Annotated in this window: 16 protein-coding genes, 1 pseudogene and 1 riboswitch; of the genes and pseudogenes, 10 read left to right on the top strand and 7 right to left on the bottom strand. The window is 69.5% G+C overall.

Going from position 1 to position 16,756, the window contains the following annotated elements; all coding sequences use genetic code 11:
* The first annotated feature begins 96 nt into the window (after positions 1–96).
* From MCHUDSM44219_RS16725 to MCHUDSM44219_RS16705, 5 genes and pseudogenes are all read left to right on the top strand, one after another.
* The gene (locus tag MCHUDSM44219_RS16725) at positions 97–702 is read left to right on the top strand and encodes a TetR/AcrR family transcriptional regulator (RefSeq protein WP_048419380.1); all 606 of its coding nucleotides are present in this window, start codon (positions 97–99) and stop codon (positions 700–702) included.
* Positions 695–2,194, top strand: a complete 1,500-nt coding sequence (locus MCHUDSM44219_RS16720) for an FAD-dependent monooxygenase (RefSeq protein WP_048419379.1) — start codon at positions 695–697, stop codon at positions 2,192–2,194. Before MCHUDSM44219_RS16725 ends, MCHUDSM44219_RS16720 begins: the two co-directional genes overlap by 8 nt.
* Before the next feature lie 75 nt (positions 2,195–2,269).
* Positions 2,270–3,028 (top strand): annotated as a pseudogene (locus MCHUDSM44219_RS29020) (ferredoxin reductase); the annotation flags it as partial.
* Between the two features lies 1 nt (position 3,029).
* Positions 3,030–3,545: flavin reductase family protein (locus tag MCHUDSM44219_RS16710; RefSeq protein WP_131722322.1), on the top strand; the 516-nt coding region annotated here is incomplete at its 5' end.
* 10 nt (positions 3,546–3,555) lie between these two features.
* Entirely contained in the window at positions 3,556–4,758 is a 1,203-nt protein-coding gene (locus tag MCHUDSM44219_RS16705) for a fatty acid desaturase family protein (protein ID WP_048419377.1), read from the top strand.
* A 21-nt stretch (positions 4,759–4,779) separates the two neighbouring features.
* Here MCHUDSM44219_RS16705 and MCHUDSM44219_RS16700 read toward each other — a convergent pair whose 3' ends face one another.
* The 4 genes from MCHUDSM44219_RS16700 to MCHUDSM44219_RS16685 all read right to left on the bottom strand — a co-directional run bounded on the left by MCHUDSM44219_RS16700 (position 4,780) and on the right by MCHUDSM44219_RS16685 (position 9,018).
* The gene (locus MCHUDSM44219_RS16700; RefSeq protein WP_048419376.1) at positions 4,780–5,511 is read right to left on the bottom strand and encodes a class I SAM-dependent methyltransferase; all 732 of its coding nucleotides are present in this window, start codon (positions 5,509–5,511) and stop codon (positions 4,780–4,782) included.
* Positions 5,508–6,635 (bottom strand): homoserine O-acetyltransferase MetX, encoded by a 1,128-nt coding sequence (metX, locus tag MCHUDSM44219_RS16695; protein ID WP_048419375.1) that lies wholly within the window; start codon positions 6,633–6,635, stop codon positions 5,508–5,510. The genes MCHUDSM44219_RS16700 and metX overlap by 4 nt, the downstream gene beginning before the upstream one ends.
* Complete coding sequence (locus tag MCHUDSM44219_RS16690; RefSeq protein ID WP_048419374.1) at positions 6,632–7,984, bottom strand: bifunctional o-acetylhomoserine/o-acetylserine sulfhydrylase; 1,353 nt, start codon at positions 7,982–7,984, stop codon at positions 6,632–6,634. Before MCHUDSM44219_RS16690 ends, metX begins: the two co-directional genes overlap by 4 nt.
* 40 nt (positions 7,985–8,024) lie before the next feature.
* A riboswitch (SAM riboswitch) is annotated at positions 8,025–8,144 on the bottom strand.
* Positions 8,145–8,187: 43 nt separating this feature from the next.
* The gene (locus tag MCHUDSM44219_RS16685) at positions 8,188–9,018 is read right to left on the bottom strand and encodes an epoxide hydrolase EphH (protein ID WP_172506326.1); all 831 of its coding nucleotides are present in this window, start codon (positions 9,016–9,018) and stop codon (positions 8,188–8,190) included.
* Positions 9,019–9,079: 61 nt separating this feature from the next.
* Between MCHUDSM44219_RS16685 and MCHUDSM44219_RS16680 the strand changes: the two genes are divergently transcribed.
* Complete coding sequence (locus MCHUDSM44219_RS16680) at positions 9,080–9,892, top strand: exodeoxyribonuclease III (RefSeq protein ID WP_048419372.1); 813 nt, start codon at positions 9,080–9,082, stop codon at positions 9,890–9,892.
* A gap of 49 nt (positions 9,893–9,941) precedes the next feature.
* On the opposite strand, the gene MCHUDSM44219_RS16675 is transcribed toward MCHUDSM44219_RS16680, so the two are convergent.
* The gene (locus tag MCHUDSM44219_RS16675) at positions 9,942–10,967 is read right to left on the bottom strand and encodes an esterase/lipase family protein (RefSeq protein WP_048419371.1); all 1,026 of its coding nucleotides are present in this window, start codon (positions 10,965–10,967) and stop codon (positions 9,942–9,944) included.
* An 11-nt stretch (positions 10,968–10,978) separates the two neighbouring features.
* Positions 10,979–11,590, bottom strand: coding sequence for a TIGR03086 family metal-binding protein (locus tag MCHUDSM44219_RS16670; protein ID WP_048419370.1), 612 nt, complete (start codon positions 11,588–11,590; stop codon positions 10,979–10,981).
* 51 nt (positions 11,591–11,641) lie between these two features.
* Here MCHUDSM44219_RS16670 and MCHUDSM44219_RS16665 point away from each other — a divergent pair, with 51 nt between their 5' ends.
* The 3 genes from MCHUDSM44219_RS16665 to yhjD are packed head-to-tail and all read left to right on the top strand — an operon-like array spanning position 11,642 to position 14,166.
* Positions 11,642–12,079, top strand: a complete 438-nt coding sequence (locus MCHUDSM44219_RS16665) for a MarR family winged helix-turn-helix transcriptional regulator (protein WP_236695492.1) — start codon at positions 11,642–11,644, stop codon at positions 12,077–12,079.
* Between the two features lie 16 nt (positions 12,080–12,095).
* Positions 12,096–13,109, top strand: a complete 1,014-nt coding sequence (gene trpS / locus MCHUDSM44219_RS16660; protein WP_048419368.1) for a tryptophan--tRNA ligase — start codon at positions 12,096–12,098, stop codon at positions 13,107–13,109.
* A gap of 16 nt (positions 13,110–13,125) precedes the next feature.
* Positions 13,126–14,166, top strand: coding sequence for an inner membrane protein YhjD (yhjD, locus tag MCHUDSM44219_RS16655; RefSeq protein WP_048419367.1), 1,041 nt, complete (start codon positions 13,126–13,128; stop codon positions 14,164–14,166).
* Here yhjD and MCHUDSM44219_RS16650 read toward each other — a convergent pair.
* Positions 14,163–15,380 (bottom strand): D-alanyl-D-alanine carboxypeptidase family protein, encoded by a 1,218-nt coding sequence (locus MCHUDSM44219_RS16650; protein ID WP_048419366.1) that lies wholly within the window; start codon positions 15,378–15,380, stop codon positions 14,163–14,165. The genes yhjD and MCHUDSM44219_RS16650 overlap by 4 nt on opposite strands.
* A 164-nt stretch (positions 15,381–15,544) precedes the next feature.
* Here MCHUDSM44219_RS16650 and MCHUDSM44219_RS16645 point away from each other — a divergent pair, with 164 nt between their 5' ends.
* On the top strand, positions 15,545–16,693 hold the full coding sequence (locus tag MCHUDSM44219_RS16645) for a metallophosphoesterase (protein WP_048419365.1): 1,149 nt from the start codon (positions 15,545–15,547) through the stop codon (positions 16,691–16,693).
* Positions 16,694–16,756 lie beyond the last annotated feature (63 nt).

Raw genomic sequence — 16,756 nt, 5'->3', positions numbered from 1 at the left:
GGTGTTGCCCGCTGTCGGCACTTCTACGCGACCGCACACGAATCTTGCTCTCTATGCAAAATTGCCCAGTAGGCAAGTTCGGCGTACGGTGGCCTCATGACCGGACTGCGCGAACGCAAGAAGCTCGACACCCGCCGAGCGCTCAGCGACGCCGCACTCGAACTCGCCTTCGAGCGCGGCCTACAGGCGGTCACCCGCGAGGACATCGCCGCCAGGGCGGGAGTCTCCCTGCGAACGTTCAACAACTACTTCACCAACAAGTTCGAGGCCGTCGCGTACCGGCAGACCGAGCGAATGCGTCTCGCGCTGAGCCTGTTCGGCGAGCGTCCGGCATCCGAGCCGCTGTGGTCGGCGATCGAGGCCGCGATCGTCGCACCGCTGGAGGCCGAAGGTGCCGGTGACATGGTGCCGACGGCGGCCCAGCGCGCCGCGATCATGGACGTGGTGGCGGCGCCGGAGTCCCGGCGGGCGATGTCCGCGCAACTCCTCGACGACTGGGTCGCCGCGATCGCGGACCGGGTGGGTGCCGATCCGACGCGTGACATGTATCCGCGTCTGGTCGCCGGCGTCATCCGTGCGGTCAGCGAGGCGGCGATGGACGCCTACGTCGGCGCCGACCCGCCGGTACCGTTCGTCGACCTGCTGCGGCGCGGATTCGCCGCCGTCCGCGCGGGTCTGCCCGAGGAGCGCGCCGATGCCTGACGTCGAGGTCGTGATCGCCGGAGCGGGTCCCAACGGGCTGATGCTGGCGTGCGAGCTCGCGCTGGCGGGCGTCCGGCCCGTCGTGCTGGACCGTCTGCCGGGGCCCAGTGCCGAACCGAAGGCCAACGGGCTGGTAGGCCAGGTCGTGCGTCAGCTCGACATGCGCGGACTCTACGGCCGCTTCAGTGGTGCGGCCGCCGCGCCGGAACCGACTGATGCGTGGATCTTCTCGGGCATGCAGGTGCCGCTGGCCGGTCTGGCCGACAACCCGATGTACGCGATGATGATCGCCCAGCCGACGCTGGTGCGCCTGCTGCTCGAGCGGTCCGCGGAACTCGGCGTCGACGTTCGCTGGGGTCACGCAGTGGAGCACCTGGCGGACGGACCCGACGGTGTCCGCGTGGCATTGTCCGGACCGCAGGGCGGCATCACGCTGGACGCGCGATACCTCGTCGGCGCCGACGGCGGCCGCAGCACCGTCCGCAAGCTGGCGGGCATCCCGTTCCCAGGGCACACCTCCGACACCGTCTCGCGGGTCGCGCACGTCGCCGTCCCCGACGAATTACGAATCACCGGCGGCGGATTGGAGGTGCCGGGCTACGGCAGGCTGCCGTTCGGGCACACCCGGCTGGCTCACGGCGGCATCATCTTCGCCGACTTCGGGCACGGCAACCCGATGCTCGGCACCATCGAGTTCGGCGCCGGCGACGACGTCGACGACACTGAACCGCTGACGTTGCCGGAATTGCACCGCAGCGCGCGCCGGGTGCTGGGTGTCGACGTCCCCTTCGGTCCGCCGCGTGGCGACGGCCCGCACGCGTTGCGGCGCATCGCAGGGCAGAACACGCGCCAGGCCGAGCGCTACCGGTGTGGGCGCGTACTGCTGCTCGGGGACGCCGCCCACGTGCACTCGGCGATGGGCGGCCCGGGACTCAACCTGGGGTTGCAGGACGCGATGAACCTCGGTTGGAAACTGGCCGCGACGGTGCGCGGCGGGGCCCCGCCCGGCCTGCTGGACACCTACCACACCGAGCGGCACCCGGTCGGTCGGCGCGTGATGCTGCAGTCGATGGCGCAGACCGCGCTGTTCTCGCCCGGGCCGGAGATCGGTGCACTGCGAGAGCTTTTCGACGAGTTGCTAGCGCTGCCCGAGGTGGCCCGCCATATGGCCGGGCTGCTGGCGGGCTCCGATGTTCGCTACGACATCGGCGACGACCACCCCCTGTCGGGATACCTGGTGCCCGATATGCAGCTCGACGACGGTCGACGTGTCGCCGAGCTGCTGCACAGCGCGCGGCCGCTGCTCGTTGGAGCCACGGTGCCCGCCGCCGGTGCGGTCGAGGTGGTGCGGGCCGGCCTCCGGGGTGGACCCGTGGCGATGCTGATCCGGCCGGACGGCTACGTCGCCTGGGCGACCGACGACCGTTCCCACCCCGGCCTGCAGGCGGCGCTCGCGCGTTGGGTGAACAAATGTTTAGTTACCGGTAGGTAGGGATACTCCCCGTCCGTCCTTCGTCGCTGTGACCGTAGTCACAGCGAACTTTCAGCGACGTGATCGGGGAGATCCATGGCCGGACTGGTGAAGACGGTGACACGCTGGACCAAGGCGCCGGCCCGGGATGTCGAGGCGCCCACCGGGGGCTGGGTCAACATGGTCCGCGGGCTCGCTGCCCGCGCGACGACGCCCCTGCTGCCCGACGACTACCTGTCTCTGCTCAACCCGCTGTGGTCGGCGCGGGAACTGCGCGGTGAGATCATCGACGTCCGGTCGGAGACCGAGGACTCGGCGACGGTGATCATCCGTCCGGGCTGGGGCTTCGCGCGGGACTACCAGCCCGGCCAGTACGTCGGCATCGGCCTGCGGGTCGACGGCCGCTGGCACTGGCGGTCGTATTCGCTCACCTCGGTCCCCGAGCAGACCGAGGGCGAGATCTCGATCACCGTCAAGGCGACCCCCGAAGGATTCCTGTCCACGCATCTGGTCGGCGGCGTCGAACCGGGAACGATCATCAGGCTGGCCGCCCCCCAGGGGGAGTTCACGCTGCCGGATCCGCCACCGAAACAGCTGCTGTTCATCACGGCGGGAAGCGGCATCACGCCGATCATGGCGATGCTGCGTTCGCTGCGGGTCCGCGGCCAAGAGCCCGACATCGTGCACATCCACTCGGCGCCCTCGGCCGAGTCGGTGATCTTCCACGACGAGCTGCGCGAACTGGAGAGCCGACAGCGAGGCTATCGCCTGCATCTGCAGCTCACCCAGGAAGACGGCAAGGTCGAGCTGAACACCCCGGAGGCCAAGCGGGCGCTGGAGGCCTACATCGACACCNTCGGTGATCTTCCACGACGAGCTGCGCGAACTGGAGAGCCGACAGCGAGGCTATCGCCTGCATCTGCAGCTCACCCAGGAAGACGGCAAGGTCGAGCTGACCGAACTCGACGAGATCGTCTCGGACTGGCAGGAGCGTTCAGCATGGGTGTGCGGCCCCTCGGCGATGCTCGATGCTGCCGAGAAGGTCTGGGACGACAACGGTCTGGCCGATCAGCTCCACATGGAGCGGTTCACGATCGCCGCCACCGACAAGGGCGGCGAGGGCGGCACCGTGCACTTCGGGATCTCGGACAAGTCCGCCGAGATCGACGGTGCGACAACCATTTTGCAGGCCGGCGAAGACGCCGGGATCCAGATGCCGTTCGGTTGCCGGATGGGCATCTGCCAGACCTGTGTGCTCCCGCTCGAGGAGGGGCACGTCCGGGACATCCGCTCCGGGCAGGAACACGGTGCGGGTGACCGCATCCAGACATGTGTGTCCACCGCATCCGGCGACTGCACCATCAAGATCTGAGGAGACTTCCATGGCGATCACCGACATCAAGGTCTACGCGCACCTGACCGATGAGGACATCGAGCAGCTCACGGCGGAACTCGACCAGATCCGCGCCGACATCGAGGAGTCCCGCGGTGAGCGCGACGCTCGCTACATCCGGCGCACCATCCAGCTGCAGCGGGCATTGGCCGCCGGCGGCCGCATCGCACTGTTCGCCAGCAGCAGCCGGATCGCGCGGGTCGCGGGGACGGCGATGCTGGCGTCGGCGAAGATCATCGAGAACATGGAGTTGGGCCATAACATCACTCACGGGCAGTGGGACTGGATGAACGATCCGGAGGTTCACTCCACCGAGTGGGAGTGGGACACCACGTCGCCCTCGGTGCAGTGGAAGAAGTCCCACAACTTCATCCACCACAAGTACACGAACGTCGTCGGACTCGACGACGACATCGGCTACGGCATCATGCGACTCACCCGGGACCAGAAATGGGAACGGTGGATGATCGGCAACCCGATCTACAACCTCATGCTGGGCACGCTGTTCGAGTGGGGTGTCGCCCTGCACGGCGTCGAAGTGACCAAGTACCGCAAGGGCGAGAAGTCGATCGGCGAGGTGCGCAGGGACCTCAAGGTCATCGGCCGCAAGATCGGCAAGCAGGTCGGCAAGGACTACATCGTGTTCCCGGCGCTGACCGGAACCAACTGGAAGCACACGCTGAAGTGCAATGCGGTGGCCAACCTGATCCGCAACTACTGGGCCTACATGGTGATCTTCTGCGGGCACTTCCCCGACGGGGCGGAGAAGTTCACCGTGGAGGAGTTCGAGAACGAGACCCGCGGTGAGTGGTATCTGCGACAGATGCTCGGCTCGGCCAACTTTCACGCCGGCCCGGTCATGGCGTTCATGAGCGGCAACCTGTGCTACCAGATCGAGCACCACCTGTTTCCGGACCTGCCCAGTAACCGGTACGCCGAGATGAGCGTGCGGATCAAAGAGCTGTGCGAGAAGTACGACCTGCCCTACACCACCGGGCCGCTGCTCCGGCAGTACTGGCAGTCGTTCTGGACGATTCTCAAACTCGCGCTGCCCGACAAGTACCTGAAGGCTGACAGCGACGATGCGCCCGAGACGCACTCCGAGCGGCGCTTCCGACGCATCGAACGCAGCCCCGGCACGCCGAAGCGGGGCCTGCGCACCGCGATCCGGGAGCGCACGAAGGCGGCCTGAGCGCGGCGCTTTCGCCGAGCGCTAGGACAGCGTGGCGCGCACGCACACCGTCACGTACGGCAGCGCCAGGCCCGTGCTGTTCGCGAGTGCGGGGTGCGTGGTGAGCAGTTCGCGCACCCGGTCGAGCGTGCGGGTGCGCACCTGCTCCGGGGAGGTGATGCAGTAGCTGCGCGAGGCGACCAGATCGATGAGCGCCTGCGGCGTCAGGTAACTGGTCCACTCGACCTGGTGGCGGGCGACCTCGGTGAACGGTGCGCGCAAGTCCACGGTCTGGCTGAACGGATCCACCTCGTGGCCGATGATCCGGCCGAGATCCTTCACCCAGCCCAGCCGTTCGTCGCGGTTGTTCCACACCAGACCCAGGCGGCCGCCGGGCCGCAGCACGCGTGCCACCTCCTTGAGTGCCCGCTCGGGGTCGAACCAGTGCCACGCCTGCGCGACCAGCACCGCATCCACGCTGTCGTCGGCCAGCGGGATCTCCTCGGCGGTGCCCAGCAGCGCCGGTGTGTCGGGAAGCGAGCTGCTCAGCAGTTCCAGCATCTCCGGAATCGGGTCCACGGCAACGACATCGAGACCGCGCTCGACCAACCGGGTGGTCAACTTGCCCGTACCCGCGCCCAGATCGAGTACGTCGCGCGCGCCAGGAGGCAGCAGCCAGTCGATCGCCTCCGGCGGGTAGGACGGGCGACCGCGTTCGTAGGCGGCGGCCTCCGCGCCGAAGGACAGCGAACGCTGTTCGGCCGAACCGCTCACCGCGCGGCCAACTCCAGCGTGCGCCGGATCAGCTTGCCCACCGCGTCGGTCTCCACGAGGAAGCCGTCGTGCCCGTAGATCGAGTCCACGACATCCAGCCCGTCACAGCCGGGTAGCAGATCGGCCAGTTCCTGTTGCAGCCGAAGCGGATACAGCCGGTCGGAGGTGATGCCGCCGACGACCGTGGGCACCCGGCAGCCGCGTAGTGCCGCCTCGATCCCGCCGCGGCCGCGCCCCACGTCGTGGCTGGACAGCGCGTCGGTCAGCGCGACGTACGTACCGGCGTCGAAGCGCGCCACCAGCTTTCGGCCCTGATACTCCAGGTAGCTCTGCACCGAGTACCGCCCGCCGGTGGTCGGGTCCTCGCCGGGCTGCGCGGCGTTGCCGAACCGCTCGTCGAGTTCCGCCTCGCCGCGGTAGGTGAGATGCGCGAACCGGCGCGCGATCTCCATGCCGGCGTCTGGGGAGCGGCCGGTGTCGTGGTAGTCGCCGTCGCACCAGTTCGGGTCGGAGGTGATCGCCGCGACCTGGCTACTCTGCGTGCCGATCTGATCGGCCGTGGCGCGCGCGCCAACTGCGAGCACGAGCGCGGCGCGGACATTGTCGGGATGGGTGACGATCCACTCGAGCGCGCGGGCGCCGCCCATCGAGCCGCCGATCACAGCGGCCACCTCGGTGATGCCCAGCCGCTCGAGCACCGCCACGTCGGCGGCCACCTGGTCACGCACCGTGGTGACGGGAAACCTTGACCCCCAGGCCTTTCCGTCGGGCGCAATGCTGCTCGGGCCCGTCGAGCCGCGGCACCCGCCCAGCACGTTGGTCGAGATCGCGCACCACCGGTCGGTGTCGATCGGGGCGCCGGGGCCGGCCACCCCGTCCCACCAACCCGGCGTCGGATGATCCGGCCCGGCGGGCCCGGTGATGTGCGAATCACCGGTCAGCGCGTGCAGGACCACCACGACGTTGTCGCGGTTGGGCGACAACTCGCCCCACCGCTGCACCGCGATCGAGACGTCGTCGAGGACGGCGCCGTTCTCCAGCGTCAGCGGTCCGATGTCGACGATGCCGATCTCACCCTCGGGCGGCAGCGCCACGCGTTCGTTCGCCACATCCACGATCGTCACGTCTGGACCTCGAGGACCTGCGCATCGGCGGTGGCGCCGACCTGCTGGGCGGCCGCGAAGCCCCGCTCGAGGTCGGCGAGGATGTCGTCGATGCCCTCGATGCCGACCGCCAGCCGCACCAGCCCGGGCGTCACGCCGGTGGCGAGCTGCTCCTCGGGGGAGAGCTGCTGATGGGTGGTCGAGGCGGGGTGGATCACCAGCGAGCGCACGTCACCGATGTTGGCGACATGGCTGTGCAGTGTCAGCGCGTCGACGAACGCCTTGCCCGCGGCGATGCCGCCGGCCAGTTCGAACGCGAGCACCGCACCGGTTCCCTTGGGCGCCAGCTTCTTCCCGATCTCGTACCAGGGTGAGCTGGGCAGCCCGGCGTAGTTCACAGAGATGACGTCCTGGTGGCCGGCGAGGTATTCGGCGACGCGCTGGGCGTTGGCCACGTGCCGCTCGACGCGCAGGCTCAGCGTCTCCAGGCCCTGGGCGATCAGGAACGCGTTGAACGGCGACGCGGCCGAGCCGAGGTCCCGCAGCAGCTGCACGCGCGCCTTGAGCGCGTAGGCGGGCGGGCCGAGTTCGGCGAACACCACGCCGTGATAGCTGGGATCCGGCTCGGTGAAACCGGGGAAGCGCCCGTTGGTCCAGTCGAAGGTGCCGCTGTCGACGATCACGCCGGCGATCGTGGTGCCGTGCCCGCCCAGGTACTTGGTGGCCGAGTGCACGACGATGTCGGCGCCGTGGCTGATCGGCTGGATCAGGTAGGGGGTGGCGATGGTGTTGTCGACGATCAGCGGGACACCGCTGTCGTGCGCGACCGCGGACACCGACGGGATGTCGAGCACGTCGATCTGGGGGTTGCAGATCGTCTCGGCGAAGAACGCCTTGGTGTTCGGCCGCACCGCCGCCCGCCACGACTCCGGGTCGTCCGGGTTCTCCACGAAGCTGACCTCGATGCCCAGCTTGGGCAGCGTGTAGTGGAACAGGTTGTAGGTGCCGCCGTACAGCCGCGGGGACGACACGATGTGGTCGCCGCTGTTGGCGAGGTTGAGGATCGCGAACGTCTCGGCGGCCTGGCCGGAGGCCAGCAGCAGCGCCGCGACCCCACCCTCGAGCGCCGCGATGCGTTGCTCGACGACGTCCTGCGTCGGGTTCATGATGCGGGTGTAGATGTTGCCCGGCTCGGCCAGCCCGAACAGCGCCGCGGCGTGGTCGGTGTCCCGGAACGCGTAGCTGGTGGTCTGGTAGATCGGCAGGGCGCGTGCGCCGGTGGCGGCGTCGGGCGCCTGCCCCGCGTGCACCTGCTTGGTCTCGAACGCCCAGCGACTTGTGGGGTCGTCGAAGCCGTTGTCGAGGCTCATTCGATGTCTCCTCCATGAACGGGGGGCCCGTTTCACGGCGGACCCGCGCTTGCCTTATAGCCGAGATCGGCTACTCAACCTGGTCGTCACCCGGGGCACCCCACCGCGGTTGGAGGGTTGCCGGCCAGCAAGCCGGGGCTGTGCGCTGGCACTCAGAACCGTCACGAAGAATAACGCACCCCGGCGACCGGGTGCCACCGGGTTCAGCCGATGGCGCGCTGCGAGCCCGTCTGCTCGTCGAGGAAATCGCGGATCAGCTCGGCGATCCGCTGCGGCGCCTCGAACATCGGGATGTGGCCCACGCCGTCGAGTTCGGTGACGCCGACGTCGCGCGGCAGATGCTTGCGGAAGTGGTTGGTGAACCGCGGATGCGGCAGCACCCGGTCCTTCTCACAAACCACCAGCGAGGTCGGGATGCCGGTGTCGGCGAGTTCCATCAACCCCGGCATCAGCAGCGCCTTGACCAGCAGCTGGTAGTAGGCCGGGCAGTGGGTGACGTCGTCGATGATGTCGAGCATGTCCTCGTCGCTGATGCCGTCGCGGGTGGCGCTGCACGGCACGCTCGCCGCCGCCCGGGCGCCGGGCAGCCGCGCCGCGCGGGGGCCGAGCGCCTTGGCGGTCAGCCACACCGGGAAGCCCATCACGAACTTGAACACGATCTCGTACTTGGCCGGTGTCCAGCGGTGCCAGCCGCCGGCCGGTGCGATGCCCATCAGCGAGCGCGCGCGGTTGCGTCGCTCCAGCTCGAAGGCCACCCAGCCGCCCAGCGAGTTACCGACGATGTGGGCGGTGTCCCAGCCGATCTCGTCGAGCCAGCGTTCGACGTCGTCGGCCAGTGTGGAGCTGTCGAGCAGCCAGGACCGGTTCTTGCGGCCGCCGTTGTGGCCCGCCATGGTGGGCGCGAACACCTCGTAGCGACCGGTCTCGGCGAGTGCGGGCGCGACGTTCTTCCACACGTTCTGCGACATCATGAACGGGTGCAGCAGCAGCACCGGCTCGCCGGAGCCGAGGTGGATCGGATCGCGTTGCCTCATAGCGCCCGACATTAAGGTGATACCGGCGGTACCGCAAGAACGGCCGCTAGGGTCGACGGCCGTGACGCGTCCCCTCACAGTCAGCACCGTCAACGTCAACGGCATCCGGGCGGCGGTGAAGCAGCGCTCCGAGGACAACCGTGGCCTGTTGCCGTGGTTGGCGCAGACTCCCGCCGACGTCGTGTGCCTTCAGGAGACCCGCGCCGACGACGAGCAGCTGGCCGACGCGCTGGCCCCGGTGCTCGCCGAGGGGTGGCACCTCGCGTCGGCCGCGCCGCACGTCAAGGGGCGCAACGGTGTGGCGGTGCTGTCCCGCACGCCGCACGATGATGTTCGGATCGGTTGCGGTGCAGGAGAATTCGCCTCGCACGGACGCTACATCGAGGTCGACACGGCCGGGGTGACGGTGGGCAGCGTGTACTTCCCGACGGGGGAGGCCGACACCGAGCGGCAGCGCGAGAAGGAGCGGTTCATGGCCGCGGTGGCCGACCGGATGGCCGTGCTGCGGGCGGCGGGCCGCGACGCGGTGCTGGGCGGCGACTGGAACATCGCCCACACCGAGAACGACATCAAGAACTGGAAGGGCAACGTCAAGAAGGCCGGGTTCCTGCCCGATGAGCGCCGCTGGCTCAGCGAGTTGCTGGCCACCGGCTGGGTCGACGTCGTGCGGGCCGCGCACCCTGACGAGGCGGGGCCGTACGCGTGGTGGTCGTGGCGGGGCAAGGCGTTCGACAACGACGCGGGATGGCGCATCGACTATCAGCTCGCGACGCCGGGACTGGCCGCGCGGGTGGCTGCGGTGCACACCGAGCGGCCCGCGGCCTACGCGCTGCGCTGGTCCGATCACTGCCCCGTCACCGTCACCTACGCGTGATTTCGGCGTCGTAGGTCACGCTGAGCGCGACCAACGACGCCGAAATCGCTCAGCAGCCGATGCGCGTGGGGTTCTGCAGCGCGCCGTCGGCGCCGTCGATCGCGCCGCGCACCACGTCGAACACCCGCGGATCCCACGTCAGCCCCGTCTCCCACGGCAGGCCGACCGCGTCGGAGACGTAGATGCTGTGGGTGTCGTCGAAGGACACGCAGCGCCGGTGCGCCAGCACCCGGTCGCTGATGTCGGTGGCCAGCGCGCTGCGATTCGACACGATGCCGTCGTTGGGCCACACCATCGGGTTGGCCGGCGCCGGACGGGTGAACCGGGCCCCGCCGATGACGACGACCGGAATCTCGTCCAACACGCCGGCCTGGAAATCGTTCCAGCCCTGCGGGCCCATCAGGTAGCCCTGGTTGACTTCCCGGCCCGACCCGGTCTGCAGCCGGGTCACCTCCGCGGCCATCGCCAGGGACGCCTTCTCGCAGTAGGCGTCGCCCGCGCAGTCCGCCAGGGTCGTGATGCCGTTGGCGTAGTCGGACAGAAACGATCCCTCCCACGGCGTGCCCAGCGTGGTCAGCGAACGGATCCGGATCGGTGAGCCGAGGCTTTGCAGCACCCGGAACGCCGCCCGCGAGTACAACCCACCCATCGAGTGGCCGACGACGTCGATGACGTCCACGCCGCGGGTGTCGTGCAGATAGGTGAGGAACCGGGCGAGGTGTTCGCCGGCCAGGTCGATCGATGCCGTCGAGTCGACGGTCATGATGTCGGGCAGCGTGATCGGGCAGTCGCCGAACGCGCCGAACCCGCTCTGGTCGACGACCGGCCCGCGGCCCGCCATCGCCGGGGAGGTGTAGACGGCGTGCCCTGCGGCGAGCAGGTTCTCCCGCAGCGCGGTGTCGGTGTTCCCGGCCGCCAGGCCGGATCGGCAGGCGTCGTCAGGGGTGGTGAACGGGCTGACCGCGTCACCGCCGGAGACGATGACGACCGCGCGGCCGGGCGCGGCGTGCGCAGGACCGGCATGCAGAAGGGCCGCGAGCATCAGCGCGACCACGACGATGATCAACCCCCGCATGCGCGCGAAGACTACCTGGGGATCGGGTTCCAGTCCGGGGACCGTCCGAGGTGGCGCAACAGGCGCGCGAAGGCGTCGTCGTCGGTCTGCGGCAGTGCCCGCGCGAACGGGGAGAGACCGGTGTCGCGGAAGTCGCCGTCGGGAACCGACAGCGTCAGCGGCGTGACGGCGGCGATGACGTCGTCGGGCAGCGTGAACGGTGTCCCCAGCGCCGCGGCGACGTCCCAGCCGTGCACCACGTAATCCACGAAGTGGAACCCCATCGCCGTCTCGCCGACGACGGTGACGTCGGCGCCGAAATCGGGCAGTGCGAACAGCGCCTCGTCGGTGCCTTGGGTCGCGAACGCCGCCAGGACGTCGCGGGCGGCGGCGGTGTAGGTGCCCACCGGATCGGCGGCGATCGCCGCGGCCAGCGGTTCGGTGCGCCAGACGTCGGGGTCGGTGTCGCGGCCGCGCGCGGCGGCGGCGAACCCGCGGTGTTGCGCGGTCATGTGGGCGAGAAGGTCGGCCAGCGTCCACCCGGAGCACGGGGTGGGCCGGTCGAGATCACTGCTGCGGACGCCGGAGACGACCTCGATCGAGGTCTCCACGGCGGTGCGGTGCTGAGCGGAGAATATAGGCATACGCATATGATATGCACCTGCATACGATACGGCAATGCTTACGCTTTCCCCGTGAGTTCCGCGCGCCGCCCTGATCTGGCTGCGCTGCTGGCACCCCTCGTGCGGGAGTTGGTGGCCGCCGAGGAACCGGTGCTGGCCGCCCACGGCCTGACCATGTGGGGCTACGTCGTGCTCTGCGCCCTCGACCGCGGCGAGGTGCGCACGCAGGCCGCGCTGGCCGAGGCCATCAACGCCGACAAGACGCGCATCATCCGCACCCTCGACGACCTGCAGCACAGCGGCCTCATCGAACGCGTGCCCGACCCTGAGGACCGACGCGCCCGGCTGCTGCGCATCACCGCGCAGGGCCGTCGGAGCAAGGACGCGGCGCAGGCGCAGATCCAGCGCGGCGAGGAACGCTGGCTCGGTCTGCTCGACACCGAGGAGCGGCGGGTGTTCCTGCGCGCACTGCGACGGATGGCCGCCGACCGAAACGACGGGCCCGCATGAAAAACTGGATCTCACCATGAGCACCGCAGCCAAGCCCGTCGTCTTCTCCGGCGCGCAACCCACCTCCGACTCTCTGCACCTGGGCAACGCGCTGGGCGCGGTCGCACAGTGGGTGGGCCTCCAGGACGGTCACGACGCGTACTTCTGTGTGGTGGATCTGCACGCGATCACGTTGGCGCAGGATCCCGCGACGCTGCGGCGGCGCACGCTGGCCACCGCCGCGCAGTACCTCGCGCTGGGGGTGGACCCCGCCCGGGCGACGGTGTTCGTCCAGAGCCATGTGCCCGAGCACTCCGAATTGGCTTGGGTGCTGGGATGTTTCACCGGGTTCGGGCAGGCATCGCGGATGACGCAGTTCAAGGACAAGTCCGCCAAGCACGGCGCCGACGCGCAGACGGTGGGGTTGTTCACCTATCCGATCCTGATGGCCGCCGACGTGCTGCTCTACGACACCGAGCTGGTGCCCGTCGGCGAGGACCAGCGCCAGCACCTCGAACTCGCCCGCGACGTCGCGCAACGCTTCAACGCCCGCTTCCCCGACACGTTCGTCATCCCCGAACCGATGATCCCCAAGGCGACCGCCAAGATCTACGACCTGGCCGATCCCACGGCCAAGATGAGCAAGTCGGCCGCCACCGACGCCGGGCTGATCAGCCTGCTCGACGATCCGGCCCGCACCGCCAAGAAGATCCGGTCCGCGGTCACCGACAGCGAGCGCGAGATCCGCTTCGATCCCGAAGCCAAACCGGGGGTGTCGAACCTGCTGACCATCCAGTCGGCGGTCACCGGGGCCGACATCGACAAACTCGTCGAGGGGTACGCCGGCCGCGGCTACGGCGACTTGAAGAAGGAGACCGCCGACGCCGTCGTCGAGTTCGTCACGCCCATCAAGGCGCGGGTCGACGAGCTGCTCGACGACCCCGCCGAACTGGAGGGGGTGCTGGCGGCCGGCGCGCAGCGGGCGCGCGAGGTGTCTGGACACACGGTGCGCCGGGTATATGACCGGCTGGGGTTCCTGGCACCGCGCTAGCCCCGAGGAGGCCCCGATGACCGCGCCGGAAGGCTCACCGTCCGACGAGAAGCCCGGCATCCTCGACCGCTTGCGGGCCCGGATGCCGTGGTTCGACCACGTGATGCGGGCTCAGCAGCGCTACAACGACAGCAAGGGCGACTTCTACGCCGCCGGTATCACCTACTTCACGATCTTCGCGCTGTTCCCGCTGCTCATGGTGGGTTTCTCCATCGGTGGCTTCGTGTTGGCCAGCGAGCCTCAACTGCTCGACCAGCTCGAGGCGAAGATCCGCTCGGCGGTCAGCGGCGACCTCGGCCAGCAGCTGGTGACCCTGATGGACTCGGCGATCGACTCCCGCGGCACCGTCGGCATCATCGGACTGGCCACCGCAGCCTGGGCCGGCCTGGGCTGGATGGCGAACCTGCGCGAGGCGCTCAGCCAGATGTGGGGGCTGTTCCGGGACGAGCCGCCGGGGTTCCTGAAGACGAAGCTGTCGGATCTGCTGGCGCTGCTGTCGACGTTCGCCGCGATCGTCGTCACGGTCGCGCTGTCGGCGCTGGGCAACTCCTCGATCGTGGAGAACGTGCTGAACTGGCTGGGCTTCCCGGATTCCACGGTGCTGACCGTGCTGCTGCGGGTGGCGTCCATCGCGGTGTCGATCCTCGTGTCGTGGCTGCTGTTCACGTGGATGATCGCCCGGCTGCCGCGCGAGTCGGCCACCTTCCGCAGCAGCGTGCGCGCCGGTCTGATCGCCGCGGTGGCCTTCGAGATCTTCAAGCTGGTGGCCTCGATCTACCTGAAAACGGTGCTGACCGGTCCTGCGGGCGCGACGTTCGGGCCGGTGCTCGGTCTGATGGTGTTCGCCTACATCACCGCGCGGCTGATCCTGTTCTCCACCGCATGGGCGGCCACCACCGCGGAGAACCTGGCCGAGGCGCCGATTCCGGCGCCGGGCCCGGCGGTCATCCGGAACCGCATCATCACCCGGCCCGGTCTCGCGCCGTGGCAGGCGGGTGCCGCCGCGGCGGCCGGAGCGCTTGGCGCGCTGAGCCTTTCGCGGTGGCGCAAGCGCTAGTGCTGGGGTCTGCGGTTGAGTGCCCGCGCCCCCATGATGAGGCTGAACACGATGACGCTGCCGACGACGCCCACGCCGACCCGCACCGGCATCGCGTCGACGTCGGGCAGTGTGGCGCTGGCCTTGTTCGTCGTCGCCGCGGCGGCAGGGTCGGCCTTCGGTTCTGCCAGCGACGGGTCGGGCTCCACCAGATCGCCCACCTTGGTGCCCGGCGCGGTGGCGAAGCCGTAGTCGAGCAGGTGCGCGGCCTGTTCCCACGGCGCGATCGGCTGGCGGGTGCCGCGCATCAGGACCGCGACCAGGCGCCGTCCGTCGTGGTCGGCGGCGCCGACGAACGTCTGCCCGGCGTCGTCGGTGTAGCCCGTCTTGCCGCCCAGCGCGCCCGGATAGTTGGCCAGCAGCTTGTTGTCGTTCTCGATCGGATACCCGCCGTCGCCCCGGCCGGGGAACTGGAACTCCTGGGTGTGAACGATGTTCGCGAACACGGGGTTGTTCCACGCGTAGCGGTAGAACAGCCCGATGTCGTAGGCCGACGTGCTCATGCCGGGGCCGTCCAGCCCTGACGGTGTCGCGACGCGGGTGTCCCGGGCGCCGAGCTTGTTTGCGAGGGTGTTGAGCTTGGTCAGCGTGGTGTCCATGCCGCCGAGCTGCATCGCCAGCGCGTGCGCGGCGTCGTTGCCGGAGTGCATGAGCAGCCCGTGCAGCAGGTCGTTGATCGAGTAGAACCCGCCTTCGCCGACGCCGACCCTAGTGCCCTCGGCGTTGGCGTCGTCCTGCGTGCCCGCCACGACCTTGTGCAGAGGAAGGTCGCGGATGGCCTGCATCGCGATGAGCACCTTGATGATGCTGGCGGGGCGGTGGCGGCCGTGCGGGTCGCGCGCGGCGATGACGTCGCCGCTGTCGAGGTCGGCCACCAGCCAGGCCTCGGCGGACACGTCGTTGGGCAGCGGGGGAGTACCCGGCGCGGTGATCACGCCACAGCCCGACAGCGCGTCGCCGCCCATCGGCTTGGCCGGCACGGGCAGCGGTCCCGGCGGGTCGCCCGACTCGGGGATCTCGGACGCGTCGACCGCCGGCGGCGTCGACTCCTTGTAGGGGCAGGTGTTGGCCTCCGGTGCCGGCGCGGGTTGGGCGGCGGCGACCGGGGCCAGCGCCAGCATCACGGCCGTGACCAGCGCAGACGCGCGTGTCGAGATCTTCGTCAAGGTCGCCATCGATGTTGCAGATTAGGCGATCGAACGGGTCCGGCCCGGGAGCCACGCGGGTGACGGGTGTGGCCAGTGTTTCGAATGTGACTTCTCCGGGTAGCGCCGCCGCGGCGATCACTACCCTGGGGAGACCGCCCCGAGCCGCCCGCGCCGCCCGCAAAAGGACGCCCATGTTCATCCTCGTTCTCGGCTCGATCCTCGGGCTGATGACGTTCTACGTCTGGTTCCGCACGATCAGGGACACCACCGGACCGGGCCGGCGGCGTCGCATCCTCACGCTCGCGCTGCTGGGCCTGACCGCGCTGCTGGTGCTCACGCTGGTGCTGCCGCGGGTGACCGGAATCGAGCAGTCGGGCTGGTTCGCCTGGCCCGGCTACGTCTGGTTCGGCCTGCTGGTCTACCTGTTCCTGGCGCTGCTGGTCATCGAGCCGGTTCGGCTGGTGGCCTGGCTGCGGCGGCGCCGGGCGCCGGCAGAGCCGACGCCCGGGTTGGACCGGCGGCAATTCCTCGCGCGCGCCGGAGCGATGGCCGCGGGGGCCGCCGCGGTGGGTGTCACCGGTGTCGGCGTCACGACCGCGATGGGGGCGCCCGACGTGCTGCGGGTCCCGGTGCGGTTGCCGCGTCTGGACGCGGCGTTCGACGGGTTCCGGGTCGCGGTGGTCTCCGACATTCATCTCGGGCCGCTGCTGGGCCGCGCACACACCGAGCGGATCGTGCGAATGATCAACGAGACCGAGCCCGACCTGGTTGCCGTGGTGGGCGACCTGGTCGACGGCACCGTCGAGCAGCTCGGGCCGGCGGCGGCGCCGCTGGCCGACCTGGTCTCCCGGGAGGGCACGTTCTTCGTCACCGGCAACCACGAATACTTCGTCGACGGCACCACATCGTGGCTGCGTGAACTCGAGCGACTCGGGCTGCAGGTGCTGCGCAACGAGAACACCCGGATCCGGCGCGGGGCGGCGGCGTTCGATCTGGCCGGGGTCAACGACATCGCGGGGGAGTCGCGGTCGGATCCGCCCGACTTCGGCCGTGCGCTGCGCGGCGTCGATCCCTCGACGGCGACCGTTCTGCTTGCTCACCAGCCGGTTCAGGTGGCCGAAGCCGCGCAGCGGCAGGTGGATCTGCAGCTGTCCGGCCACACCCACGGCGGCCAGATGTGGCCGTTCCACTACGCCGTCGAGCTGGCGCAGCCGGTCCTGGCCGGGCTGTCGACGGTGCGGGACACCCAGCTCTACGTCACCCGCGGGGCGGGGTTCTGGGGTCCGCCGCTGCGGGTGGGCACGCGGCCGGACATCAGCGTGCTGACATTGCGCACCTGAGTGTTTACTGCCCGGCCCGTTGGGTTATTTCTCTCATCAAGTTCACGGCCAACACTGACGAAG

The sequence above is a fragment of the Mycolicibacterium chubuense genome (assembly GCF_001044255.1).
In the GTDB taxonomy this organism is placed as follows: Bacteria; Actinomycetota; Actinomycetes; order Mycobacteriales; family Mycobacteriaceae; genus Mycobacterium; species Mycobacterium chubuense.
The sequence above is the reverse complement of the archived record's forward strand: the minus strand, read 5'-3'. Positions and strand labels throughout refer to the sequence as shown.

Coding starts and splice junctions, on each gene's coding strand:
- MCHUDSM44219_RS16685 (WP_172506326.1), bottom strand. CDS start 9,018: ATGAGGCAACGCGATCCGATCCACCTCGGCTCCGGCGAGCCGGTGCTG.
- MCHUDSM44219_RS16650 (WP_048419366.1), bottom strand. CDS start 15,380: ATGGCGACCTTGACGAAGATCTCGACACGCGCGTCTGCGCTGGTCACG.
- MCHUDSM44219_RS16720 (WP_048419379.1), top strand. CDS start 695: ATGCCTGACGTCGAGGTCGTGATCGCCGGAGCGGGTCCCAACGGGCTG.
- MCHUDSM44219_RS16690 (WP_048419374.1), bottom strand. CDS start 7,984: ATGAGCCTCGACAACGGCTTCGACGACCCCACAAGTCGCTGGGCGTTC.
- MCHUDSM44219_RS16675 (WP_048419371.1), bottom strand. CDS start 10,967: ATGCGGGGGTTGATCATCGTCGTGGTCGCGCTGATGCTCGCGGCCCTT.
- trpS (WP_048419368.1), top strand. CDS start 12,096: ATGAGCACCGCAGCCAAGCCCGTCGTCTTCTCCGGCGCGCAACCCACC.
- MCHUDSM44219_RS16725 (WP_048419380.1), top strand. CDS start 97: ATGACCGGACTGCGCGAACGCAAGAAGCTCGACACCCGCCGAGCGCTC.
- MCHUDSM44219_RS16670 (WP_048419370.1), bottom strand. CDS start 11,590: ATGCCTATATTCTCCGCTCAGCACCGCACCGCCGTGGAGACCTCGATC.
- MCHUDSM44219_RS16705 (WP_048419377.1), top strand. CDS start 3,556: ATGGCGATCACCGACATCAAGGTCTACGCGCACCTGACCGATGAGGAC.
- MCHUDSM44219_RS16645 (WP_048419365.1), top strand. CDS start 15,545: ATGTTCATCCTCGTTCTCGGCTCGATCCTCGGGCTGATGACGTTCTAC.
- yhjD (WP_048419367.1), top strand. CDS start 13,126: ATGACCGCGCCGGAAGGCTCACCGTCCGACGAGAAGCCCGGCATCCTC.